General features: G+C 59.3%; 22 protein-coding genes. 10 read left to right on the top strand and 12 right to left on the bottom strand.

The window, feature by feature from the left end:
- Window positions 1-396: 396 nt before the first annotated feature.
- The 6 genes from AC4HNJ_RS01290 to AC4HNJ_RS01265 all read right to left on the bottom strand — a co-directional run bounded on the left by AC4HNJ_RS01290 (window position 397) and on the right by AC4HNJ_RS01265 (window position 6462).
- Entirely contained in the window at window positions 397-1221 is an 825-nt protein-coding gene (locus tag AC4HNJ_RS01290) for an alpha/beta fold hydrolase (RefSeq protein ID WP_490477716.1), read from the bottom strand.
- A 336-nt stretch (window positions 1222-1557) separates the two neighbouring features.
- The gene (locus tag AC4HNJ_RS01285; RefSeq protein ID WP_490477715.1) at window positions 1558-1950 is read right to left on the bottom strand and encodes an STAS domain-containing protein; all 393 of its coding nucleotides are present in this window, start codon (window positions 1948-1950) and stop codon (window positions 1558-1560) included.
- Window positions 1940-4267: a SpoIIE family protein phosphatase gene (locus AC4HNJ_RS01280; RefSeq protein ID WP_490477714.1), complete on the bottom strand. Its 2328-nt coding sequence runs from the start codon at window positions 4265-4267 to the stop codon at window positions 1940-1942. The genes AC4HNJ_RS01285 and AC4HNJ_RS01280 overlap by 11 nt, the downstream gene beginning before the upstream one ends.
- A gap of 365 nt (window positions 4268-4632) precedes the next feature.
- On the bottom strand, window positions 4633-5223 hold the full coding sequence (locus tag AC4HNJ_RS01275; RefSeq protein WP_490477713.1) for a DUF899 family protein: 591 nt from the start codon (window positions 5221-5223) through the stop codon (window positions 4633-4635).
- 27 nt (window positions 5224-5250) lie between these two features.
- Window positions 5251-5955: a DUF899 domain-containing protein gene (locus AC4HNJ_RS01270; RefSeq protein ID WP_490477712.1), complete on the bottom strand. Its 705-nt coding sequence runs from the start codon at window positions 5953-5955 to the stop codon at window positions 5251-5253.
- 60 nt (window positions 5956-6015) lie between these two features.
- Window positions 6016-6462 carry an ArsR/SmtB family transcription factor gene (locus AC4HNJ_RS01265; protein WP_490477711.1) on the bottom strand — a complete coding sequence of 149 codons (447 nt, stop codon included), beginning with the start codon at window positions 6460-6462 and terminating at the stop codon, window positions 6016-6018.
- Window positions 6463-6792: 330 nt separating this feature from the next.
- Here AC4HNJ_RS01265 and AC4HNJ_RS01260 point away from each other — a divergent pair, with 330 nt between their 5' ends.
- The 6 genes from AC4HNJ_RS01260 (at window position 6793) to AC4HNJ_RS01235 (ending at window position 12784) form a co-directional block, all read left to right on the top strand.
- Window positions 6793-7875, top strand: a complete 1083-nt coding sequence (locus AC4HNJ_RS01260; RefSeq protein WP_490477710.1) for an NAD(P)H-dependent flavin oxidoreductase — start codon at window positions 6793-6795, stop codon at window positions 7873-7875.
- Window positions 7876-8053: 178 nt separating this feature from the next.
- On the top strand, window positions 8054-9025 hold the full coding sequence (locus AC4HNJ_RS01255; protein WP_490477709.1) for a LysR family transcriptional regulator: 972 nt from the start codon (window positions 8054-8056) through the stop codon (window positions 9023-9025).
- Window positions 9026-9130: 105 nt separating this feature from the next.
- Entirely contained in the window at window positions 9131-9841 is a 711-nt protein-coding gene (locus tag AC4HNJ_RS01250; protein WP_490477708.1) for an SDR family NAD(P)-dependent oxidoreductase, read from the top strand.
- Window positions 9842-9891: 50 nt separating this feature from the next.
- On the top strand, window positions 9892-10125 hold the full coding sequence (locus AC4HNJ_RS01245; RefSeq protein WP_490477707.1) for a tautomerase family protein: 234 nt from the start codon (window positions 9892-9894) through the stop codon (window positions 10123-10125).
- Window positions 10126-10215: 90 nt separating this feature from the next.
- Window positions 10216-11496, top strand: coding sequence for an MFS transporter (locus tag AC4HNJ_RS01240; protein WP_490477706.1), 1281 nt, complete (start codon window positions 10216-10218; stop codon window positions 11494-11496).
- Window positions 11497-11812: 316 nt separating this feature from the next.
- Window positions 11813-12784: a hypothetical protein gene (locus tag AC4HNJ_RS01235; protein ID WP_490477705.1), complete on the top strand. Its 972-nt coding sequence runs from the start codon at window positions 11813-11815 to the stop codon at window positions 12782-12784.
- 48 nt (window positions 12785-12832) lie between these two features.
- On the opposite strand, the gene AC4HNJ_RS01230 is transcribed toward AC4HNJ_RS01235, so the two are convergent.
- The 6 genes from AC4HNJ_RS01230 to AC4HNJ_RS01205 all read right to left on the bottom strand — a co-directional run bounded on the left by AC4HNJ_RS01230 (window position 12833) and on the right by AC4HNJ_RS01205 (window position 19079).
- A complete protein-coding gene (locus AC4HNJ_RS01230; protein ID WP_490477704.1) occupies window positions 12833-13846 on the bottom strand; it encodes a hypothetical protein in 1014 nt (337 codons plus the stop codon).
- Between the two features lie 184 nt (window positions 13847-14030).
- Window positions 14031-15623, bottom strand: a complete 1593-nt coding sequence (locus tag AC4HNJ_RS01225; protein ID WP_490477703.1) for a hypothetical protein — start codon at window positions 15621-15623, stop codon at window positions 14031-14033.
- 224 nt (window positions 15624-15847) lie between these two features.
- Window positions 15848-16300 carry a DUF3574 domain-containing protein gene (locus AC4HNJ_RS01220; RefSeq protein ID WP_490477702.1) on the bottom strand — a complete coding sequence of 151 codons (453 nt, stop codon included), beginning with the start codon at window positions 16298-16300 and terminating at the stop codon, window positions 15848-15850.
- A gap of 134 nt (window positions 16301-16434) precedes the next feature.
- The gene (locus AC4HNJ_RS01215) at window positions 16435-17664 is read right to left on the bottom strand and encodes an NAD(P)/FAD-dependent oxidoreductase (protein WP_490478077.1); all 1230 of its coding nucleotides are present in this window, start codon (window positions 17662-17664) and stop codon (window positions 16435-16437) included.
- A 173-nt stretch (window positions 17665-17837) separates the two neighbouring features.
- Window positions 17838-18011 carry a hypothetical protein gene (locus tag AC4HNJ_RS01210; protein WP_490477701.1) on the bottom strand — a complete coding sequence of 58 codons (174 nt, stop codon included), beginning with the start codon at window positions 18009-18011 and terminating at the stop codon, window positions 17838-17840.
- Between the two features lie 99 nt (window positions 18012-18110).
- The gene (locus AC4HNJ_RS01205; RefSeq protein ID WP_490477700.1) at window positions 18111-19079 is read right to left on the bottom strand and encodes a GlxA family transcriptional regulator; all 969 of its coding nucleotides are present in this window, start codon (window positions 19077-19079) and stop codon (window positions 18111-18113) included.
- 120 nt (window positions 19080-19199) lie between these two features.
- On the opposite strand from AC4HNJ_RS01205, the gene AC4HNJ_RS01200 reads away from it, so the two are divergent.
- The 4 genes from AC4HNJ_RS01200 to AC4HNJ_RS01185 all read left to right on the top strand — a co-directional run bounded on the left by AC4HNJ_RS01200 (window position 19200) and on the right by AC4HNJ_RS01185 (window position 24476).
- A complete protein-coding gene (locus AC4HNJ_RS01200; protein WP_490477699.1) occupies window positions 19200-19841 on the top strand; it encodes an HD domain-containing protein in 642 nt (213 codons plus the stop codon).
- 277 nt (window positions 19842-20118) lie between these two features.
- Window positions 20119-21066: a peptidylprolyl isomerase gene (locus AC4HNJ_RS01195; protein WP_490477698.1), complete on the top strand. Its 948-nt coding sequence runs from the start codon at window positions 20119-20121 to the stop codon at window positions 21064-21066.
- 136 nt (window positions 21067-21202) lie between these two features.
- Window positions 21203-23341, top strand: coding sequence for an AsmA family protein (locus AC4HNJ_RS01190; RefSeq protein WP_490477697.1), 2139 nt, complete (start codon window positions 21203-21205; stop codon window positions 23339-23341).
- Between the two features lie 199 nt (window positions 23342-23540).
- The gene (locus tag AC4HNJ_RS01185) at window positions 23541-24476 is read left to right on the top strand and encodes a DMT family transporter (RefSeq protein ID WP_490477696.1); all 936 of its coding nucleotides are present in this window, start codon (window positions 23541-23543) and stop codon (window positions 24474-24476) included.
- The last annotated feature ends 36 nt before the right edge of the window (window positions 24477-24512 follow it).

Here is a 24512-nt window from a genome sequence, read left to right as displayed (position 1 = left end):
CCATCAATGCCTCAAAAAAAGCGTTCCCGGCAAGACCCGCCTGGAAAACAGCACCGGCCACCCTCGCTTTCTTCGGCTTATCTCGGAGGACGGCAACAGCCGCCCTCCAGCGAAAAAGAATGGCTTCAATCAGGGCCTGTTTACACTACTGGCGTGGCTCACGCTGGGACCTGTTTGCGCCCCAGACAAGGAAGAGCGAAGGCGTGTACGTCGGTACACGATTGAGCGATGACGCGGTATGGCGGGCAAACAGACCCAGCCCTTCGGGTTGCCGTTGCGTAGCCACCATGCGGCAGCGCGCGGCTTGCCTTGGCAGCCAGCCAAGCCTGCGCCACGCACTACCACCTGACGGCTACGCAACGGCAACGCGTGCTACGCCAGTAGTGTAAACAGACCCTAGCTGCGTATGAACGCCAACAAATCCTGGTTGATGACATCGGCATGCGTGGTCAGCATGCCGTGCGGATAGCCGGGATAAAGCTTCAAAGTACCGTGCTTGAGCAGCTTGGACGAAAGCAAGGCGGCGTCCTTGTAAGGAACGATCTGATCATCATCGCCGTGCATGACCAGCGTGGGCACGTCGATGGCTTTCAGATCTTCCGTAAAGTCAGTCTCGGAAAAAGCCTTGATACCGTCGTAATGCGCCTTGGTGCCACCGTTCATGCCCTGGCGCCACCAATTTTGAATGACGCCCTCAAGCGGTTTGGCTCCAGGCCGGTTGAATCCGTAGAAGGGACCCGCGGCCACATCACGATAGAACTGCGCGCGATTGGCAACGAGCTCCTTTCTGAATCCATCGAAGACCTCGATGGGCAATCCCTCCGGATTGCCCGGTGTTTTCACCATGATCGGCGGTACTGCCGACATCAAAACGGCTTTGGCGACGCGGCCTTTGCCATGTTGCGCCACGTAGCGAGCGACTTCGCCTCCGCCCGTCGAGTGACCGATATGCACGGCGTCGCGCAAATCCAACGCCTCGGTCAGGGCCGCCACATCGGCGGCGTAATGATCCATGTCGTGACCGTCTGCCACCTGGCTTGAGCGGCCATGTCCACGCCGATCATGCGCAATGACGCGATAGCCCTGAAGCACAAAGAACATCATCTGCGTATCCCAGTCATCTGCGCTGAGCGGCCAGCCATGATGAAACACGATGGGCTGACCATGGCCCCAGTCTTTGTAGAAAATGGATACACCATCTTTCGTCGTGATCGTGCTCATGGGCTGATTTCCTTTACTGGTGCTTTGCTAGACGTGAAGACCCGAACCATTGACTCTTGCAGAAAAATGCATCGCGAACGATGCGGCCACACTCCGGCCTCGGCGTTTTTGAACGCCGTCCGGAAACACCGTCTACAACTACAACCGCCACGCTTGGCAAACGTGTGACAACCGCGAGCCTCATACCCCTCTATGAGCTTGCCATCACGTACGTTCGATTTTTAGCATCATGCGTCTTAAAAATTCCTTTGAACGTGTCGGTGCAAGTGGTTAGATATACCGGGTCATCCGTGCATAGAAGCGCGCGACAATGCTGCTTGTCCGGCAAGCAGGCATTCAATCCACATCCTCATCCCCGTCGAGTGCCTTTCTCTGGATTCGGTCAAGGTATTCATCCAGTTCCCGCAGGTCCTTGAATATCTCATTGACCGGCACGGCCTTGACGATGTCGAACACCTTCCGCACCTGCTCCTGCGGATTCACGAGTAAGGTGCGTCCGTCGCGTGCCCGCATGGCCCGTCTGGTCTTGGCAATGCTCCTCAGCCCGGCGCTGCTGATGTATTCAAGCAATGACAGATCCAGCACCAGCGTACTTCCAGGCGCCATGTGCTGCTGAACCTTCTCGGCCTCTTTATCGAACTCGCCAAACGTCAGGGCATCCAGACGTCCCTGCAAGTAAAGTGTGGACTTTTGAGGATCAAGCGAGTCGATGCGTAAATTAAATGCCATGGCTATTTTCCGCGTGATGAGACCAGACAAAACGGAGCTGGAGGTGATTGCCGTATTCGTCGTGGGTGTAATTCAATTCGCTGGCCATCGCGCGCACGAGGTGGATGCCCAGGCCGCCGGCCTCCTCTTTATCCGCAATATCCCCGGTGAGAGGAGGCGAGCCGAATTGCAGCGGATCGAACGGCTCGCCGTCGTGATTCAGTTCGACCAGGATGGCGCTTTCCGCCACGGTCATGCGCAGCCCGATCGTTCCGTCGCCGTCCTGAGGGCGACCGTGTTGAACCATGTTGACCATCAGTTCTTCGAGAACCAGGCGGACATCAAGTCGCACATCGTTGCGGATGTCTGCTTCACTCAGCGCCTCTTCGCAACGTTCGAGAGTGCCGAACACATGGTCCAAACAAGCGGGGAAAACCAGGTCGAGCATCGATGCCCCCTTTTCCAGTCCGACGTGATTCCAGCGTAGCGCAAGCACGGCAATGTCGTCCGTCTGACCCTGGCCCGCTGAAAATTCGTCGATATCGTCCACCAGGAACCGGACCGGGTCGCCATGCTTTGCTTCCTGAAATTGCGTCATCCGGGCGAGCAGTCTTTCGCTACCGTAAGACTGCATCGCGCTATCGGCTGCGTCCGTCACTCCGTCCGTGTACATCAATAAGGTGTCACCCGGCCGCAGGCGCAGACGAAAAACGGGATAGGAGGCCGCTTCATCCAGTCCCAGCGCAGGGCCGGAAACAACCGGCAGCCACCGCGGAACGTCATGACCCCACATCATCGCCGGATCATGACCTGCACTCGCCATCGTCATGGCTCCGCTTACCGTGTCCAGGAAGCCGCATAGCAACGTAACGAACATACAGTTATCGTTGTTTCTGCATAACTCCTTATTCAATAGCTGAAGCAACTGATGGGGTGACTGGGCGCGGGAAGCCAACGCCTTTGCAAGCGTGATGGTGCGCGCCATGAACAAGGCAGCGGGAATGCCTTTGTCGGCAACGTCGCCGACCATGAAGCAAAAGCGCTGATTGGGCAGCATGAAATAGCTGTAGAGATCCCCACCCACCGTCCTGGCAGGTTTCAGGGCTGCAAACAGTTCAAAATTCTGACAGTGGGCATCGAGATAATGCGATCCGGGTAGCAATGCGGTCTGGATCTGCTGCGCGATTTCCAATTCACTGGCAAGGCGCTCCTGCTCGCGCGCAATACGTGTCAGCTGCGACAAATGCTGAGCCAGTTCGACCCGCATTTTGTCGAAAGCGGTGGTGAGCCTTCCCACCTCGTCACGCCGGGATACGCGTGGCAAGGCAAAGTCCAAAGCCCCGCGCGCGACGAATTCTGCCCGCTCGGCAAGCACCGCCAAGGGCGCCAGCATACGTGCAATGGTGAACATGCTGAGCAACGCAAGAATCAACAAGGTGAGCGCACCAATGACCAGCACCCACAGGAATGCATGGCGCACTCCGGCATAAATAAGTTCGTCGGGCACGACAACGCCCAACCTCCAATGCGTGTTTCCGATCGGCTCGTTATACATCCATGCGCGACGCCCCTGCTCGTTCAAGCCGTGCACGCTTGAAGGCACTTGCGTGGACGCTGTCGCGCCAAGCTCACCAAGCAAGCTTGGCGCGGCCATTTTGCCGACCAGGCTGGCCATGTCATTCGCCAGATAGGTTCCATGTTCATCGATGACGAAAGCATGTGCACCCGGAGGCAGATGCATCGACAGCAATACGCCTTGCAGCCAATCAAGCGTGACATCCGCATTGACGACGCCGATCGCGTTTCCATCGACCATCATCGCCGCCGAGTAACTGACCAGCAATCGGTGGCGCGACCGGGAATAAAAGGTTGGCTGCCAGCATCCGCGATGGCAGGTCAACCCTCTCTGAAACCATGGCGCGCTCGAGTACGGCAACGGATCCTTGAGCAGGTCGCGACGCACCAGGGTTCCATCGTCTTGCCGGTTGACGAAGGGGGACTGGCCCGCCTCCCGGACAGCAGCGCTATCCGGAACAAACGCAGCCGCCAACCCTGCGAGGTCGGTGTTCCCCGCCATGGCATCGTGGATAAGCGGCTCTGCGTCCAAGGGGCGCGGCCCGATGATGACGGCCAGCACCTGGGCAGTCGTGGTGATCTTGTCCAGCCGCTCCTGGATCAGGCTGCTTCCCTGACTCGCCAGCGCTCCCGATTCGCGACGCGCCTGCTGCAAAATCTCGCGCCCCACCATGCGGAATAGCAAAAAGCCGCTGAGGACGAATACGCCTGTTGCGCCAGCAAGAACCCACAACGCCAACCTCGAAGCAAGACTGCGCAGCACCGTGACTCCCCCGTCTCGTCATGACGCCTTATACCCCATCCATGACGACACGGTTGCGACCCCGTGCTCAGCTCACATCAACGGTCGTCTAGCCGTCCAATTGATGGCGAATCGTCAGCGAGCGAAGTAGGAAAGCTTTATTGCTTTGCACGGTTGTCCAGCACACCCGTCATTCGTACTTCCCCCATGTTGTCACCGTGGGCATCACCTTCCGGGCGCCCATCAGAGTTGCCAGGGAATTCGGCGTTTCGACCTCGCCGCTTCGACCGCAGGGCAAGGGCCGTGATACCGCCCGCCGAACCCGCACCACTCAGTAGATAAAGAGCTGATCCGATGCAAATCGGGCACATGGCAGGTTCCTAATCTCAATGGCTGCTACAGCACGATGGTCTCTTTGCGACGCTCGGCCATTCACCGACACCGCCTGGCAGCAGATCGAAAAAATGCCAGAGCGAACAGAAATCATCGCCGGGGCTGAAACCGGTATCGGAAACACGCACGATGGCATCGCCTTCGCGCCGGAAAACGGACACACCCGGCATCCATCCACCACTCGCGGACACATAGCCCATGTCGGCGGCAAAGCTCGTATCCGCATGGCTTACCATCGGGAACTTCCATCCGCGGCTTTCGGCAAATTTCTTCTGCACGGCAGGCCGGTCCGGACTCGACACGGCAAAGCCAGCTCGCGTAACGACATGTTGATGGATGCCGTTGTATCCATCGGCCCATAGGGTGCAGTACGAACAGGAGACACCCATGTTGTGGATCACGATGAGATCCTCATGCTCGCCGAAAAGCTCAGAAAGACGCACTGAACCATCGGCATGCGTGAACTCGTAGTCTTTGACCTCTTGCGGTTCGACGCCCATGAGCGTTTCTCTCATCTTCTCCCGGATCGCGGCGATTTGCCGGCGATAATCAGCAAGCTTTCCGTTTACATCGGCGTATTTCATAAGCGTGTTCTCCGGCAGGCTGATACGTCACTGATCGTATGCGATGCGATGCTTTACCCATGCCATCGGAAACGACAGCGCTTCTTCATCGCGTCCCTTCGGCGCGATGTCGAGGTAGTGATAAGCGGTATTGAGCATGTCGACACCGCGCGAGTAGGTGGAATAGGTGTGGAAGATCTCGCCGTCCTCCTTGATGAAAGCGCTGATCCCGGGACGCTCTGCCCCCGTCACTTTCTGTGTGTCGTAGTTGTAGAGCGCTTCATCCCTTGCGAGGGCTTCTGGTGAAAACGAGACGCCGTAGTCGACGTTGAAGTCGCTATCGGATGAAGAAACCCACTTGAACGTCCAACCGAATGCACGTGCCTGCGTCTGCAGTTTTTGCAACGGTGCGCGCGATACCGCGATCATTGAAACATCACGCTGGTTCAGATGCGGGATGATGCCGTTGAAATTGTCGGCCCAGAAAGAACAGCCGGGACAGCCGATGTCCCACTCCGGGGCATACATGAAGTGATAAACGATAAGCTGACTGTGCTTGCCGAAAAGGTCCATCAGCGTTTCCCTGCCGTTTTGACCCTCAAAGACATATTCCTTTTCAACGCGCTCCCACGGCAACGCCCTGCGTTCGCGGCTCAGTTGATCACGGCGGCGCGTAAACTCCTTTTCCTTGGCGAGAAAATGCGTGCGTGCGGCGATCCACTCTTCGTGATTCACGACGGGATGATTGGCCATGACACCCTCCTTTCAATGTATGGACTGGGTTTTGGATATGCGCGGCAGGCTTGGCGCGATTTACTTCTTGCGTGCTGCCCGTTTTTTCGCGGGCTTGCCCGGCTTGGCGGACGTGGGCGGCTTCGATTTCCGTTCGTCGATGTCCGCCAGCGTGGCCGCAAGCATGTCGAACTGCTGCTGCCAATACTTGCTATAGCGGTTGATCCACACCGCCGCGTCGAGCAAGGGAGCGGCATCCAGGCTGCAACGGCTGATGCGTCCCGTGCGTTCCTGCTGGATAAGCCCTGCACGCACCAGAACCTGGATGTGGCGCGAAACGCCCTGGAGGGAGATGTCGAAGGATGCGGCAAGCTCGGAGACCAACAATGCCTGTCCATCAAGCCGTTCCAGGATCTCCCGCCGGATCGGATCCGACAGGGCAAAGAAAACCTGGTCCAGCCGTTCCCGCGCGACATCCGCATCCAATCCGGTTTCGCCCACCACCCGCAGCATGTTCTGGATATTCATCATGTCGCATTAATATCAACACATAAGTTTATTGTCAACAAATATGTTTACTATTTGCATGCCCGAATGAAGCCGGGACCCGATGATTCTTCCGGATAATGAAAGACTGATTGCCACCGGGCAGGACTGCGAAGAAGGATGGATCAGATCTAAAGTACGGCGGCGTGTGCGCGAACAGCCATGGAGCGATCGGATGCCTGGCGTAATGGACATCGTGCTTGCACGTCATGGATAACGAAGAGATCCATCAGCGAAACGGCTAAGCTCAGAACTCGCCGGAAGTATCCATAGGTTTCGCCCGCCCCTTTCCTATTTGCAACAGTCACGCGTATGACGACTTACTCCTCTCCCTTGCTCGAACGGTTGGGCATGCAGACGCCCATCATCCAGGCGCCGATGGCAGGTGTGTCCTCACCCACCATGGCCGCGGCGGTCAGCAATAAGGGCGGGCTGGGCTCGCTCGGCGTAGGCGCGATGAACGCCGCCAAGGCGCGTGAAGCCATTCAGCAGTTTCGGCAGCGCAGCCATGGGCCGCTTAACGTCAACCTGTTTGTCCATCGCCCGGCGCAGGCCGATGCCCGCAAGGAAGCCGCATGGCTTGAACGGCTGCGTCCGGCGTTTGAACGTTCTGGCGCCCAGCCACCGGAGACGTTGCGTGAAATCTACACGTCCTTCCGTGTCGACGACGACATGCTTGCGATGCTCGTTGAAGAAAAGCCTCCGGTTGTAAGCTTCCATTTCGGCCTGCCTCATCGGCATCAAATCGAAGCGCTGCACACAGCAGGCATCATGCTTCTCGCCACAGCCACCAACCTGCAGGAAGCCAAGGCGATTGAGTCGACGGGTATCGATGCGATAGTCGCTCAGGGTTACGAAGCGGGCGGCCATCGCGGCATATTCGATCCGGATGCCGGGGATAGTCAGCTGGGAACCTTTGCGCTGACGCGCCTGCTCGTGCGCAAGACAAACCTTCCGGTGATTGCTGCCGGCGGCATCATGGATGGCGCCGGCATTGCGGCAGCCTTGTCGTTGGGTGCGAGCGCGGCCCAACTGGGAACGGCTTTCGTTGCGACAGATGAGTCGTTGGCGGATGCGGAATATCGCCGCCTGCTTTTCAGCGACGCTGCTCATCACACCGTCATGACACGAGTGATCTCCGGCCGTCCGGCGCGCAGCCTTGCCAACGCATTTACACAGTGGGGCAAGGACGTACCGGATAACGCGGTTCCCGACTACCCCATCACCTACGATGCGGGCAAGGCATTGAACGCGGCCGGCAAAGCCGGCGGGCAGCCTGGTTACGGTGCGCACTGGGCCGGCCAGGGTGCGCCCCTGGCCCGCGCCCTGTCGACGCAAGCATTGATGCAGGCTTTGCAGGAAGAAATGGATCGTGCGATGCCGGGCCTGCCCTGATCACGGTTGACGCCCGTGTGATGTAGACCATCAAAAGCCTGCGATCGAATCGATGATCCGGCCCCGGTTGCAGCCGTTGCGCCGTCGATAAGTCGGCTGGCGACGTCTACCGCCGTCTCATGCGCCTGTAGCACACTGTCGATGATTTATTTCCTCGACCCACGCTTGAGGCATGTCTATGGACCGCATTGACGCCATGAAGGTTTTTGTCGCGGCGCTGGATGAAGGCAGCCTTGCAGGAGCCAGCCGCAAAACCGGACGATCGGCAGCCGCGGTAAGCCGGGCTATCGCTTTTCTGGAAGCCCACGTCGGAGTGCCGTTACTGCACAGGACAACACGCTCGATCAAATTGAGCGAAGCCGGAGAACGCTACGCGATTGCCTGCCGCAAGGTGCTTGCAGATCTCGATGAGGCGGACAGACAGGCGGCAGGCGAGCGCTCCGTTCCGCGCGGGACATTGACGATCACCGCCACTGTCTTTGCGGGTGTCGAAGTATTGCGACCCATCGTCGATGCGTTCATGGAACAGCATCCGACGGTGAACGTTCGCATGTATCTGCTGGAACGACCGGTCAACCTGATCGACGAAGGCATGGACCTGGCTTTGCGCATCACTCATCTGGCCGACTCGAGTCTGGTTGCGCATCGCATTGGAGAGGTGCGGCGCGTCGTGGTTGCTTCACCGCGCTATCTGGCGACACACCCGCGCATCGCAGAGCCGTCCGATCTGGCGAAGCACCCGATCATCGCCATGCAGCATATGGGCCTGGATTCATGGAGCTTTCCTCCGCCGGAAGGTTCATCGGTTCCTCATTCCGTTTCCTTCACCCCTCGCTTGGTGGTGAACAACGTCCGCGCTGCGGTGGCTTCGGCCGTAGAGGGGCATGGCGTCACGCGTCTTCTTTCCTATCACGTCGCGCCGGACATCAAGCAAGATCTGCTTCGCATCGTGCTTGCCCATGCGGAACCGCCGCTTATTCCGGTTCATCTTGTTTCGCCGTATGGCCGTCTTTCAGTACCGAAGGTACGCACGTTCGTGGACTTTGCATTGCCGCGTCTTCGCAAGCAATTCGCACGTCTGGCCAAGGACGCGGAGACCTTGGCCGAAGCATCGATTCCACCGCGCCGCGGAAGAGTGTCTGCCGAATAGCAGGGATTCGCTAATACGTATTGCGCTCCTAGATTAAGGGTGTCGGCGCCACAGGCCCGATCGGCATACGACCGACTCCCCTTCCATCTTCGAGAGCTATACATCATGAGCACTTCACAGAAAGTTGTAGTTATTACCGGCGCGTCGCAAGGTATTGGCGCGGGGCTGGTCAAAGCATTCCGTGACCGCGACTACCGCGTTGTTGCGAACTCGCGTGGCATCAAACCCTCTAACGATGCCGACGTCATCGCCGTACCGGGCGACATCTCGGATCGCGCCGTGGCCGAACGCATCATCCGTGAGGCCATGTCCAAGTTCGGCCGCATCGACACGCTTATCAACAATGCGGGCATCTTCATCGCCAAGCCGTTTACGGCGTACAGCGAGGAAGACTATGCAAAAGTACTCGCCGTCAATATGGATGGCTTCTTCCACATCACGCAACTTGCCATTGCCGAGATGGAGAAACAGCGCAGCGGCCACGTCGTGAACGTCACCACCACCTTGGCCGATTACGCGATCGACGGCGTGCCATCCGTGCTGGCATCGCTGACCAAGGGTGGCCTCAATGCCGCGACCAAGTCGCTGGCCATTGAATATGCCAAGCGCGGCATTCGTGTGAACGCTGTCGCGCCCGGGATTATCAAGACACCCATGCATACGCCGGAAACCCACGCCGCGCTGGCTTCCTTGCATCCGGTCGGCCGCATGGGAGAGATCAGCGACATCGTCGAAGCCGTGCTGTATCTCGAATCTGCAGGTTTCGTCACAGGCGAGATCCTGCATGTCGACGGTGGCCAGAGCGCCGGTCATTGAGCCGCGCAACAAGCGCGATATGTGCTCTACAGATAACGAGGTGAATCAGTATGCCAATCGTCAATATCAAAATTACCCGCGAGGGTTCGGGGCCCGGGCGCAACGCCGCGACTGCTGAAGAAAAAGCAGCCCTGATCAAAGGAGCCAGCCAGTTACTGCTGGATGTTCTCAACAAACCGCTCGACTCGACCTTCGTGGTCATCGAAGAGGTAGCGCTGGAGAACTTCGGTTGGGGCGGTTTGCCGGTGCCAGCGTATCGCAAGCAGCTGGCCGAGCGGAAGTAATGCATGCGATGGCGCGGCTTGCCGCGCCATCGCCCTATCTCTGGTGACATGCGAGCAAGCGGCATGTTGCTCTTTTCTCAGGCAAGGATTATGTCCGCCCAGTCCGTTCAACGTGTCGACGAGCCAGGCTTCGAAGTAGCGCCACTGAGTTACGCGGAACGCCATGCATCGTATTGGCGACGCAATCTCATCGTCTGTGTATTCGGTTCGTTCACGACGCTGCTCAGCCTCAGCATGTTGCTGCCCTTTCTTCCGCTTTATGTGCAGCAGTTGGGTGTGACGACATCATCCGCCGTCATCCAGTGGTCCGGCGTGGCCTTCGGCGCCACGTTTCTGGGCACAGCGGTGACGGCGCCGCTGTGGGGACACCTGGCTGATCGCTACGGACGCAAACCCATGCTGATACGCGCAGGCATCGGCATGGCGGTCACGATGTCCCTGATCGGCATGGTGCACAACGTTACCGAATTGGTGGTGTTACGACTGGTTGCCGGTTTGGTAGGCGGTTATGCCTCCGCCTCGATGGTGATGGTCGGCACGCAGGCGCCTCGCGAACGATCCGGCTGGGCTTTGGGTGTTTTATCCATCGGCGCACTGACCGGCAATCTCGTCGGTCCACTCGTGGGTGGTTTTCTACCCACATGGGTGGGCATTCGCGGTACGTTTTTCGTGGGAGGCGCATGGATCGCCATCGCCGCGCTCGCCACTATTCTGTTCGTCCGCGAAGACTTCGATCGTGAGCGGGATGCACACACACGCAACAATGCCGCCAAAACGACGCTGGCTGGATCCGCGAACCGTGCCTCGATCGTCGCCCTGCTGGTGACCGCGATGATGGTATTGCTGGCCAATATGTCCATCGAGCCGATTATTACCGTATACATCCGTCAGCTCGGTGTGCATGCCGCTCAACTTACGCGCATCGCCGGCATCGTCATGGCTGCCTCCGCACTGGGCAGCATGTTGACCGCCGCACGTTTGGGCGCACTCGCGGATCGCGTGGGTAGCCGGAAAGTGATCAGCATGGGTTTGCTGGCAACCGGTGTCGTCATGGTGCCGCAGGCCTTTGTCACGCAGTGGTGGCAGTTGGCGCTTCTGCGCCTGTTGATGGGCATGACGCTAGCCGGACTGCTCCCTTCCATTGCGAAATCGGTGCGCCAGTTGGTGCATGAGCAGCACATCGGCAAGACGCTTGGGTATCTGCAATCGTCGCAATTCGCCGGACAAGTCATCGGTCCGTTGATCGGAGGACAGATCGGCGCGCGCATCGGCTTGCATGCCGTGTTCTTCGTCACCGGTTCGTTGCTGATGACATGCGCCCTACTCAACCGGCTGACACGGTGGCATGACACACCCCCAGCTCGATTCTGAATCCATCGCCCCTGGAAGCCCGCCAGAGCAGGCGACGACAGCGCCTGCCTGAAAATGAATGGCGGTTCATCTGCAGGACACACGAAACCCAGCAAACTTTCGGGTCTCCAAATGTGTGCCGTCTCCAAGCCAGGGAAACGCAGTGCCGTATCCATCTTTTTCGCGCCTTTTTCTTCGCAAAATCCCGTCACTGCTTCGCCATGCCATGGGCTGGGGTCTTTTAGTGATGGCCTGGAGCGGTCTTTCGAGCAGCGCCTACGCCTGGGAAAGTGCTTCGTTGCATAGTTCGCGCAAGCCGCTTTCCAGCAGGCTCTCTATGCAGATCAACGATGACCGGATGACCTTGGCGATCACCAAGGTGCCGCAGGTTTATCTCTATGGCGTGATAGACGCCGATGCGCCGCAGCGATTCCTGACATCAATGAAAGAAGGGAGGATTCGCCCTGGCTCGGACATCTACCTCAACGTCACCGGAGGCGACCTGGATGCCGCATTGGCATTGGGCAGACTGTTCCGGGGCGGATCGATGGCGACTCACCTGGGCACCCCGCGACCGCCGCGTCATTCGAAAAACATCAACAAGACGGCGATCTGTGAAGGCGTATGCGCCTATGCGTATCTGGGCGGACTTTATCGCTGGGCGCCTACCGGCAGCGACCGGATCGGTTTTCCCACCTACCCCGTGCAACAAACACCGGAGAAAGTGGCCGCCTTTCTGAAAGACATGGCGATCAACCCGAATGCGCTCACCGCTCTGTCGGCAGCCAGTGCAAACGATCCCGTCGAATGGATGAGTGCCGATCAGATGGTCGCCGAGGATCTCGCCAACAACGGACGCCTGCATCTGTTTGCGACATACAAGCTTTACTCCGGCGCGCCCTACCTGGAGTTGAAACAACGGGTTCGTTCGGGCGAACACCGGATTACCTTGCTGTGCAAGCCCGGCGGCGCTGAACTGACAACCTACGACACCGTCGGTCTGGTTCCTGCCCGCGACATCATGGCGCGAAGCGCACGTTCCTATTTCGAAATCAATCAGCAGCCGACATTGCCGCAGGAAGGCGGCGCCACACTTGTCGATGACTCGATTGTCATCCATCGCATCTACCCTCTCGCGGAGCTGTCTCGTGTAGCGTCCGCGAAGGCAATGGGCGCCTGGGTCAGCGACAGGAAGGGCGTGTTTCGCTACGGCTTTGCGTTCGAAGTCGACGGGGTGAAAAAAGTCCTGGACGATTTCTACAGCGCCTGCTCGCAATACGCGCCCTGGGATCCACAGCGGCACTCCTGACGCACAACCAACGACGCGCGCACCGCGGAATACATTCCCGGTCCCTCCTCATCCCATGATGGCCAGTACACACTCATCCGCGCCGCAACTGCGGCAACACATCGCGATGACTGGCGGGGGATCCGATGGCGCGGCCGCCCCCAGTACGCCCTCGAGATAACCGATGTAAAACGTGCAGCCGCAATGTCCGCCCTCTACGCATAACGGACTGTCATGGATATGCAGCTGATTAGCCTTGTATTCGACCTCGACCAGTGCGCCTAGCGCAGGCAGCACAAAGCCTTCGAGGATTTCCTTTCCATCGCCTTGGGTTGCTTGCGCACGGTCGCGCCCGAACAACCATGCGCCGACACGTCGTCCCATCCCCTGGAGGGACGACTCGCGGGCGCCCGCCTGCACGGACTGCTCCAACCTCTCCAGCCATGGATAAATCCGTGGATACTCAGCCGTCAGGCCGGGAAACACTTGCTCAATCGCTTGAACATCCGGTTCCAGCGGCACGACTTCCACGAAAGGTTCGACGGGTATGGGTGCCGGCGACGTGGCGGGCGACGCGGCGGGCTGCGCGCGAAACAATCCCCATTCCGGCTCGGATGGTGGATCCGGCAAAAGCGCTTCCACTTGATCCAGGCGGATGGCTGGCAATGAGGTGTCCGCGACAGGCGCATCGTCTCCATGGAACATCGGTACTGGTGATGGCGAAGAGCGTACTGGCTCATTCTTGACGTCAGCCTCGGCGCTCGTCGTTTTGGTCTCGGGGACCGGCGGCGGAACATAAGAGGAAGCGATCGAGCGTGCGGCGGCGAAATGTGCCCTCGCCGTCCCTTCCACGAATGGAAAGATCTCGAAGCTTACAACCCGCTCGTGTTCGGCCAACGCGGACTCCAGCGCCTTTTGCTTGCGCGCCAGTCCGCGTACCACCATCGTCAGCAATATGCCATTGGCATCATCCATCAGACGCTGGCGTACCAAGGCAAATCCGCTGGCCGCTACCGAGCGGCCGACATCGACAAGCAAACCCTCTCGCGTCAGCGAGAGCGCCTGAATTTCCAGCACGATCATGAGGCCCCCCTGTGTTCGATGCTGGTGATCTGGATAGCGCTGCACACTCTGCCAGTTTTCGGGCTACGGGATCGTGACCGCTCTCAAGCAGCCGGAAACCGGTCTACCACATTGCCAGGGCCTGTTTACACTACTGACGTGGCTCGCGTTGCTTCGAAGCTTTCGTGCAACATCACGCCACTCATCAGCCTTCCGGCAGACTCGCGGGGCGCCGCCCAAGGGAAAACCCAGCCAGCACGGCGGCAAGTACAAGATAGGCACCGGTGAATTGCAACGCGATGAAACGAAGCCAGGGATCCAGCATCCACGGCAAATACAAACCACCCTCCGGGGTGACTGAATGAATCACGCCAAACAGCGCAAGGATTGCACCTAGCAGCGTGATCCAGGCGGCACGCCCCGGCCGGCCCTCGATCATGGCCACCACGATACTGGCCCAGATCATGGAGGTGATGATGAAGCCATTGCCAAGCACGTTGATCACCGCCAGCTCCGAGATCCCCTGCGATGCATCGTTATAGAGGGCGGTGAAATGAGCCGAGGCGACATAGCTGGGATCGCTCAGCTTGATTGCGAGCATGCGCGCGATGGCTGGAAAAAAACTGAAGATGACCGCCGCAGCATGACGCGTCGGCGTCGCCTCGAACGCCTGCGCCGTGATGCCGATGGCGACGAAAATTAGAATCGGAGCAAGTACGGCAAGCGGAAGCATTTCTACCAGGTTGAACAGATAGCCCAGGATGCCGCCCAAGCCGATCACGATACCGGCAAGCAAGGTGTAACCCGTGCGCGCGCCCATCACGCGGTAAGCAGGCTGTCCGATGTAAGGCGTCGTTTGCGCGACGCCGCCGCAGCATCCCGCGATCAAGGTAGCCAGGGCTTCGACCAGCAGTATGTCGCGTGTGTTGTAGTCGTCACCTGCAGCACGAGCACTTTCCGTAACATTGATGCCACCCACCACCATCAGCAAGCCGAACGGCAGAATCAGCGGCAGATAGGGGACCGTCAACGGCAGGCCATGCACCCATTGCAAGGTCGGCCACGGCAGTGCAAACCGCCACCGCCAGGCGCCGGTCGAGTGGTAGCCGTGTCCTAGCCAACCGAGATGACCAAGCAACTCGTAAAGCACCACGCCGACTACGAAAGCCACCAATACCCCAGGCATGTTCCACGGCATGCGCCCGCGTGCCACCAGCGCATACAAAACGATACCCAGCCCGGCGAATCCGACCATCGGCAGTTTCATGATCTCCACCAGCGGCAGAAATCCCATCAGCACTAAGGCAATACCGGCAATGGAACCAAGCAGGCCGGCACGGGGAACATGCCGCTGCACCATCGCGCCGAAGAAGGAAAGCACGGTTTTGAAAACGCCCATGACCACTAGCGATGCCATGCCAAGTTGCCAGGTAGCGATTGCAGCCGCATGTTCGCTCATGCCGGACTGCTTGTAGCTGACGAATGCAGGGCCAAGTACCAGCAAGGCCATGCCAATCGTGGTTGGCGCATCCACGCCCAACGGCATGGCCGTCGTGTGCATGCGCCCGCTGCGTCGTGCCACGCGGCGAGCCATCACGGTATAAGCGAGATTGCCCAACAAAATGCCCAAGGTTGTGCCGGGAAACATCCGCGTGTAGACGAGGTCTGCGGGAAAACCGAAGACGCCGATCAAGGCGGTGGCAAGAAACGCCATCACCGACAGATTATCGACCAGCAAACCCAGAAAACCGTTGAAATCGGCACTGACAAAGAGCGGAAGCCGTTCGGATTTATTCACGTGATGTCTCTCGTTTGCGGCAGCATCATGTTGGAACCTCCCCCCCTGGCTTCCGCAGAGTTGTCGCCGTTGCCTGCTGTTTGCCGAGGGCCTGTCTGCATTCTTCGCGTAGCCCACGTTGCCATGACGTAGCCGCTAGATGGTAGTGCGGGGCTGACTGGGCCGGTTGCCAAGCCAGGCCGCGCACTGCCGCATCATGCCCATGCGAAGAGTGTCGACAGGCCCTAGAACGACACGTCCGCCGGCTGGGTTACCCGTAACACGGATTGATCGCCTGTGCGCTGTTTCCACGCCGCGCGGATGGCTTCGATCTTGGCGCGGTTTCCGGGGGTGTCGGGATAATCGATGACCAGCATTTTCGAACGCAGTCGTTCGGGTTCTGCTTCTTGCTTGCCTTGCCACTGTCCATAAACGTTGATCACGCTCAGGCCATCGGGAAATCGCGGAGTGACTTCTTTATCGAGAAAATCGCGCCATGCCGATTCGCTGATCCCCTGATCGGGTCGATCCGCCGGACCAAGGCCAAAATAAAGTTTCGTATCGACCCAACCTTGGGTTTGTGCGGGATGTGCGGCATCGCCATGCAAAGCGGCAGACGCTGTCGGCGCGGATGGCGTTGCGCAGGCAGCAAATTGCGTCGCCAGCCATGCGGCAAGCAGCAGATGACTCATCTTCATGCTTTCCCCCGATCATTCGTTTGGACGTCCGCACGCTTACCGACGAGTATTCATGACCGGCAGGGAACTTGGCAACTGATCCTGCTTCAGGCATCCGGCTACTTGGCCATGTGTGCGCGGCATGTTCGCTTCGATCAGGTTTTCCGGCTGAGTAGGATGCGCGCCGCACGCTCACCCTTGAGGTAAAGCCACAACCAGTTCAAGCCGACCAGCAGGCGGTTTCGCGTACCGATCAGGAAATAAATGTGCGCGATGGCCCAGACCGCCCACGCCGGGCGCCCCCGCAACTTCAGCCATCCGAAGTCCGCGACCGCCGTGTGCTTGCCCACCGTCGAAAGATTGCCGTAATTGCGATAGCGAAAAGCCGGCGGCGACGGATGCGCGTGCAAACCTGCCTTGATCGTTTCGGCCACATATCGCCCTTGCTGCTTTGCCGCCGAAGCGAAGCCAGGCACCGGCTTGCCTGACTGCTGTTCGCAAAGTGCTGTATCGCCGATGACAAAAATCTCCGGATGTCCGGGAACACTGAGGTCATCCCTCACCTTTACCCGGCCAGCTTTGTCAGCTGGGGCATGCAACCATTCCGCAGCGGGCGATGCCCGCACGCCCGCTGCCCAGAACACCGCGCCGGCATCGATATGCTTGTCCTTGCAGATCACGCCGTCCGCATGGCACTCGGTCACAGGATGATCCAGCAGCACGGTGACCCCCAGACGCTCCATGGTTTCTTTCGCATAGTCCGCAAGCGTGTCCGGAAATCCCGCCAGCACCCTCGACGTGGCTTCGACCAACACAATCTGTGCGCAGCGCGTATCTACACGACGGAAGTCCTCCGCCATGTCCTGATGAGCGAGTTCCGCGATGGTGCAGGCCAATTCGACTCCCGTTGCTCCCGCACCCACCACGACGATGGTTTGCAGCTTACGGCGTCGCTCCGGATCGCTTTCGCGCTCTGCCTGCTCGAAAACGGTCAGCAAGTGCTGCCGGATCGCCAAGGCATCGCCCAGGGTTTTCAAGCCTTGCGCATGCTGGGCCCATGCGTCATGTCCGAAGTACGCATGCGTGGCACCCGTCGCCACGACCAGCGTGTCATAGGGGATACGCCCTCCATCGGCCAGCACGACAGCCTTTTCCATCGTGTCGATGCCACAGGCTTCCGCCATCAGCGTCGTGAGGTTTTTCCATCGACGAAGTACGTGGCGGACCGGCCACGCGATCTGCGAAATATCCAGCGCCGCAGCTGCCACTTGATAGAGAAGCGGCTGGAAAAGATGGTGATTGCTGCGATCGATCACCGTCACATCAAGCGCTTCCCCGCCCAGGCGCCTGGCCGCTTCGAGACCACCAAAACCCGCGCCGACGATCACGACCCGATGTCGAAGGGCTCCTGTATTCAATGCAGCCTCCCGTGTCTATCCGCCACGCTACGGCGTGACAAGCATAGTCTTACGGGAGTGATTTTGTCGGCAGCCTTATCGCAACCCTTCCGCGCTTCAAGGCCAGCAAAAGATTGATATGCGGCATGAGCCGCACACGCTCAATGAACCTCGAATTGTTCGTTGAACTTTTCGTGATGACGAACCAGATAGGTCTCAAAGAAATCCTGATCGGTATCGAACTGGCCTTCCAATTCGCGCGCCAGCTCAGGGTCCAGTTGGTCGCGAATCTCGTTGAAGTCGTAAGACTTGTCGTTGTAAGTGATCTTGCTCATATCACTCTCCAGCGGCTGCCTGCATGCCGATCAGCCTAGTTTTCCCACCGATGGCAATGCGTGAACAGGCGGTGATCACAGCCGTCACATGCATCCTCGTCATCGGCTTGCTACCGGTCCATGCCGTTTACGGTATTCGGCCGGCGTAACGCCGACATGCTTGACGAACACACGCCGGAATGTGTCGATGCTGTGGAAGCCACATTTAGCGGCGACTTGCTTGGGTGCGACGGGCCCGGATTCGAACCACTGGCGCGCTGCGGCAATGCGTGCCGCTTCCACCCATGTGGCCGGCGTGACGCCTACCTCGGCTTGGAACAAACGCGCGAAATGACGAGGACTGAGGCCGGCACGTTTGGCCAGATCTGCAACGCCGTGATCGAGCTCAGGATGTGCGGCGATCCAACGCTGTACTTCCTGCAGCACGGAACGACCGGCCGGGCGCGTCTCGCCTTTGCGGCTGAATTGCATTTGCCCGCCCGGACGTTTGAAGAACATGACGAGCTGCGAAGCCACGCGCATGGCGAGATCGCGCCCAAGATCTTCTTCCACCAGTGACAAGGCGAGATCGAGTCCGGCCGTCACACCCGCCGCCGTGCGCAACTTACCGTCGCGAACATAAAGCGCGTCCTCATCCACGGAGGTCGAGGGATAGGCCTGTCTGAGTTGGGCGGCGGCAGCCCAGTGAGTGGTAATGCGCTTGCCCTTCAACAAGCCGGCGGCAGCGAGTATGAAAGCGCCCGTGCAAACCGAGCCATAGCGGCGCGCCTGGGATGCCGCACTACGCAACCATGTCAGCGCCGCAGCCGGCAACGCATATTCGTGAGCCTGCGGCGCACCCGCTACCAGCAGGGTGTCGATGCGGCCATTCGGCTCGCCCGCCACCCGGTCGGGTAGCAGGCGCACACCGGAAGAGCTGACGAGAGGGCCTCGCGTGCATGCGATCACCTCAAGTTCGTAAACCTGTCTGCCGGCCTCCGTATTCGCCTGGGCAAATACGTCCAGCGGCCCGGAGACATCCAGGAGCTGCACACCCGGCAAGGCCAGGATAGCGATCATCTTTGCCATGACAGGGATATCCCCGTGTCCGCCATTCAAGGACAATGGCAGTATATGACGTATTGCTCCGATTGATGCCAAACCCGGTCCGGATCGACACTGAGGTCACCCCCAAGCGGAGATCCTTCCATGGCCCTGCAAATTGATGGTGTCAGCATTCCGGACAGCCAGCTCGCACGTGAAATAACCGACCTGGTCCGCGATACCGAGTCACCCCTCCTGTTCCACCATTCCAGCCGCGTTTATTACTTTGCCGCCCTGGCCGGCAAGCGTCGCGGCCTGGCGTTCGATCCCGAACTGCTTTACGCCGGTGCCATGTTTCACGACATGGGACTGACGCCGCAGTACAGCAGCGCGAATGAACGTTTCGAAGTCGATGGCGCCAACGCTGCAAAGGACTTTCTGCGCAGCCACGGCATCGCGCAGGCGGACATCGACACCGTATGGACGGCCATCGCCCTGCATACGACTCCAGGTATTCCACAACACATGCATCCGGTGGTTGCCCTGGTCACAGCCGGCGTGGAAATGGACGTGCTCGGCATCGATTATCACCAGTACAGCGCTCAGGAACGCGAAGCCGTGGTTCATCACCATCCGCGCGACGATCACTTCAAAGAAGCCATTATCCAGGCGTTCTACGATGGCATTGGACATAAGCCGGAAACGACATTCGGCAATGTCAAAGCTGACGTGCTTGCCGACAAACGTTCCGGTTTCAAGCCGATGAACTTCTGCAGTGTGATTCGCGGATCGGCCTGGCCCGGTTGAAAAAGTGGGATGCCCGCACCTGGACGCCCGCTCAATAGGAAAGCACAAAGAATTCAGCAACCCGGGTTTCGGGCGCGAACATGCACGGCACCACAGGTCGGTCTCGGTGACGGCCTGCTGGCGCCGTGCACCTCGGCAAGTGCGTGCACGGAAGTACCGGATTCATCTGTATATCGTGCGATGCGCCGCGCAGGTCGCCGGCGGCCACCGATACTTCGCAGCCTCGAATGTCTCTGCTACTGTCCACGCTCGTTAGCTAGATTGTCTGGGGACATCCATGCATTTGCGCCACTCTGCGGCCGTACTGGCCATGGCCTTCGGCGTGCTGCTCGCACTGCCGGCCCATGCCGACACGTCAAAACCCACCCCCACAGCCAAACAGCTGCTCGCAAAATCAAAGCCTGAAGAATGGCGCACCCCAGACCCGGCCAATCTGCTTTACATGCAGCTGCCACAAGGCCGCGTGGTGATCGAATTGGCGCCCGACTTCACGCCACTGCACGCCGAGAACATTCGGACCTTGGTTCGCGAACATTACTTTGACGGTCTGGCGATCATCCGCGTGCAGGATAACTTCGTGACGCAGTGGGGCGATCCCAATGATGACGACAGTGGCGACAAGAGCAAGATCAAGTCGCTTGGCCATGCAAAAAGCAAGTTGCCGCCGGAGTACACACGTGCGATCGACTCCAGATTGCCCTGGACGCCTCTGCCCGATGGCGACGTCTACGCGCCGCAGGTAGGGTTTAGCGAGGGCTTCCCCGTTGCCCGCAATCCTTCAACGGGACGCGAATGGCTGGTGCACTGCTACGGCATGGTTGGCGTGGCGCGCGACGTCCCTCCGGACAGTGGCAACGGAAGCTCGCTGTATGTCGTTATCGGCCAGGCACCGCGCGGACTCGACCGCAACCTCGCCATCGCAGGCCGCGTCATCGAAGGGATGTCCTATCTTTCGGCACTCCCACGCGGAACCGGACCGCTGGGTTTCTACACGCAGGCAGCGCAACGCACGCCGATTCTTTCAGTCAAACTGGCTGCCGACCTGCCTGCATCCCAGCGCGAGAAGCTGCAAGTGCTGCGTACCGACAGCCCCACCTTCGCGGCACTTATCGAAGCCAAGCGTAACCGTCGTGACGCGTTCTACACCGTACCGGCAGGAAAGATCGACGTGTGCGGCATCGACATTCCATCGCGTATCGAAACTGTCGCGAATACGAAGCACTGAGCTCGCTTTTCTTCAACCGCACATGAATCTGCATTAAGCGTCGGGGACTGATTACACATATTCTTCGCTTCCACCATAGTTACTTGGAAGCTGGGCTGATCGCACCCGATCAGCCCGACGGACAAGGCTTGGAGCAATGCGGCGCAGCTATCACATACTGGCCTGGATCGTAGGCGTGCTGCTGTTGCTGGTGATTGCGCTGGTCCTGTTTGTCGCCTTATTCAATTGGAACCGGCTGAAGTCTTCCATCGATCAAAGGGTCACTGCTGCAACAGGCCGTCCGTTCGTGATCCAGGGCAACCTGACCGCCGCATGGCGACGGGAGCCGTCGGAACCAGGATGGCGCGGCTGGATGCCATGGCCGACGTTTACGGCTCGCGACATCCGCATGGGCAATCCGTCCTGGACGAAACAGCTGCAATTCGCGCAACTGGACGCCTTGCGTTTGCGCATATCGCCGCTGCCCTTGCTGATCCATCACGTTTATATCCCTTCGATCCAGCTCGAAGGTCTCCATGTGGACCTCGAGCGCGATGCCCAAGGCCAGGCCAACTGGCAGTTCATGCTGCAACACGGTGCCCCTTCGAGCTGGAAGCTGACGCTAGGTACCATCGGCTTCGATAAAGGCGACATAGTCGTGGATGATGCGCAGAGCAGACTCCATCTGCATGTGATCATCACGCCCCTGCAGCAAGCCATCCCTTATAGCCAGCTGGTAGCGCAAGCCACTGCCAACGCGCGTGCCGACGTTGGGCACGACCTCGGCAAGACCGTGGAAGCCTCCAAGACCACGCCCGATATGTCGGCCAATGCAAAGCGTACGGACTATCAGTTCGCGTGGACGGCCGAGGGCACATACCGTGACGCGCCGGTAAAGGGCACTGGCAAGACCGGAGGCGTGTTGGCCTTGCAACAAGCGGATCGCCCTTTCCCGGTGCAGGCAAGAGTGCACATTGATGACAGCAAGATCGCGCTGGTCGGCACGCTGACTGATCCGATGCATCTCGGGGCCTTGAATTTACGCGTCTGGTTCGCCGGCGCCAGCATGGCCAAGCTCTACCCCATCCTCGGCATTACCTTGCCGGAAACACCACCGTTCGCGACGGAAGGTCACCTGTCCGCCGAATTGCACGCGCAAGGCAGCCATTTCAGCTATCGGAACTTCAGAGGCCGTGTGGGGGAAAGCGATCTGGGCGGCGATCTGCAAGTCGTCACGGGCGGCGCGCGCCCCAAGCTGAGTGGTGACGTGCATTCACAACAGCTGCGTTTCGTCGATCTGGCGCCGCTGATTGGCGCTGACAAACCAGCGGAAAAAAAGGAGCGCGGCGACACGACACAACAACCTGCCGGCAAAGCCCTCCCGGTCGAGCCCTTCCGCACGGATCGTCTGCGCGCCATGGATGCCGACGTGACGTTCGATGCGGCACATATCGAGCACCCCAGCTCCCTGCCGGTTGATGCTCTTAGCACGCACATCTATTTGGATAATGGAACGCTTCGGCTTGATCCGCTGCACGTAAGCATGGCCGGCGGCAATCTCGACGGCAAGATTCGTATCGATGGTGATGCACAACCCATGCGCACGGCACTGGACTTGCGCGCTCGCCATCTACGTCTGAAGCAGTTGTTTCCAACCGTGCAAGCCATGCAAAGCAGCTTCGGTGAAATCAACGGTGACATGAGCTTGCATGGAAGCGGTGATTCGGTGTCCTCGCTGCTCGGTGGCGCGACCGGTGAGTTGAAGTTGCTCATGAATGACGGCGCCATCAGCAAGACCTTATTGGAAACGGCAGGACTGAATGTCGCTAACGTGGTGCTCGAAAAATTGTTTGGCGATAAAACCGTACAGATCAATTGCGCGGCGGCGGATCTGGCGGGCGCGAACGGGCTGTTCACTAGCCGGCTCTTCGTACTGGATACCAGCGATGCAACGGTCGACGTAAGCGGCACCATCAACTTCGGCAATGAGCATCTGAATCTGGATGTCGTGCCGCATACCAAGGGGCTGCGCATCTTCTCGTTGCGCTCGCCACTCTACGTGAAAGGCACTTTCAAAAATCCCGATGTGGGTGTGCAGCCCGGACCGCTGCTGCTGCGTGGCGGCGGCGCGGTGGCGCTAGGCGTCATAGCAGCACCGGTGGCTGCCTTGCTTGCCGTGATCGTGCCAAGCCACGAGCAGCATGCCAATACCTGCCAAAAGGTGCTGACCGATCTGCGGAATGCGCCACCGCCGGGACAGTCCAAGGGACACGCGAAAGGGCCGAAACCGCACTAGGACCTGTTTACCCTATTGGCGCGGTTCGCGCTGGGAACTGTTTGCGCGCCGGACAAGCAAGAGCGAAGGCGTGTACGTCGGTCCACGACGGAGCGATGACGCGGTAGGGCGGACAAACAGACCCTGGCCCTGCCAGGCGTCCATAGAAATACCTCGCACCGCTAGAATGGCGAACTCCTGTCTAGGCGCCATTCCCTTCATGCAGCCCGTCAACAAGGCCCGTCTGCAAATCCACTTCTGCGTGCTGCTGTGGGGCTTCACTGCCATTCTTGGCAAATTGATCACCCTGCCAGCCATGGCGCTGGTCTGGTGGCGCATGCTGCTGGTGGCCGGCAGCCTGCTGTTGGTTCCGCGAGTGTGGCGAGGCCTTCGCGCCATGACACCGAAGCGACGCCTGGCCTATGCGGGCATCGGCATGCTCGTCGCTTTGCACTGGCTGACGTTCTATGCAGCGATCAAGCTGGCAAACGCATCGGTAGGCGCGACCTGTATCGCTCTCGGACCGGCTTTTCTGGCTTTTATCGAGCCGTGGGTGGCGGGTCGCCGTTTCGATCCGCGTGAACTGTTGATCTCGGCCGCCGTGGTGCCAGGCGTGGCGATGGTGGCTGGAGGCATGCCGGGTCATATGCGCCTCGGCATGCTGGTAGGCGTACTGTCCGCGTTGTTCGTGGCGCTTTTCAGCGCGTGCAACAAGCGCATGGTCGAGCACGGCGAGCCACTGACGGTCACCTGCCTTGAATTGGGCACAGGAGCCCTTTTCCTTACCTTGATCGCGCCACTGTTGCCACACACGGGACCGGCGTTTCAGTGGCCAGATCGGCACGACGCCGTGTTGCTGCTGGCCTTGTCGTTCGGCTGCACCTTGCTGCCCTTCTCGCTGGTACTGGTCGCCCTGCGCCATGTCAGCGCATTCGCGATGCAGATGATCACCAACCTGGAGCCGGTCTATGCCATCGTGCTCGCCATACTTCTGCTGGGCGAGCAGCGCCAGCTCGATGGATGGTTTTACGCCGGGGTAGTGGTGATCCTGGCGGCGGTGTTTGCACACCCGCTGCTGCACAGACAGGAACAGACGTCCATCCAGCCGGAACTGCTCGGCACCGCCGAGAGCCATAACGTCGATGGAATGCCATGAGGCGGGTGACACGCAGATACGCACCAACACAGGCCA

The sequence above is a fragment of the Dyella sp. SYSU CM1112 genome, from assembly GCF_058216415.1.
The sequence above is the reverse complement of the archived record's forward strand: the minus strand, read 5'-3'. Positions and strand labels throughout refer to the sequence as shown.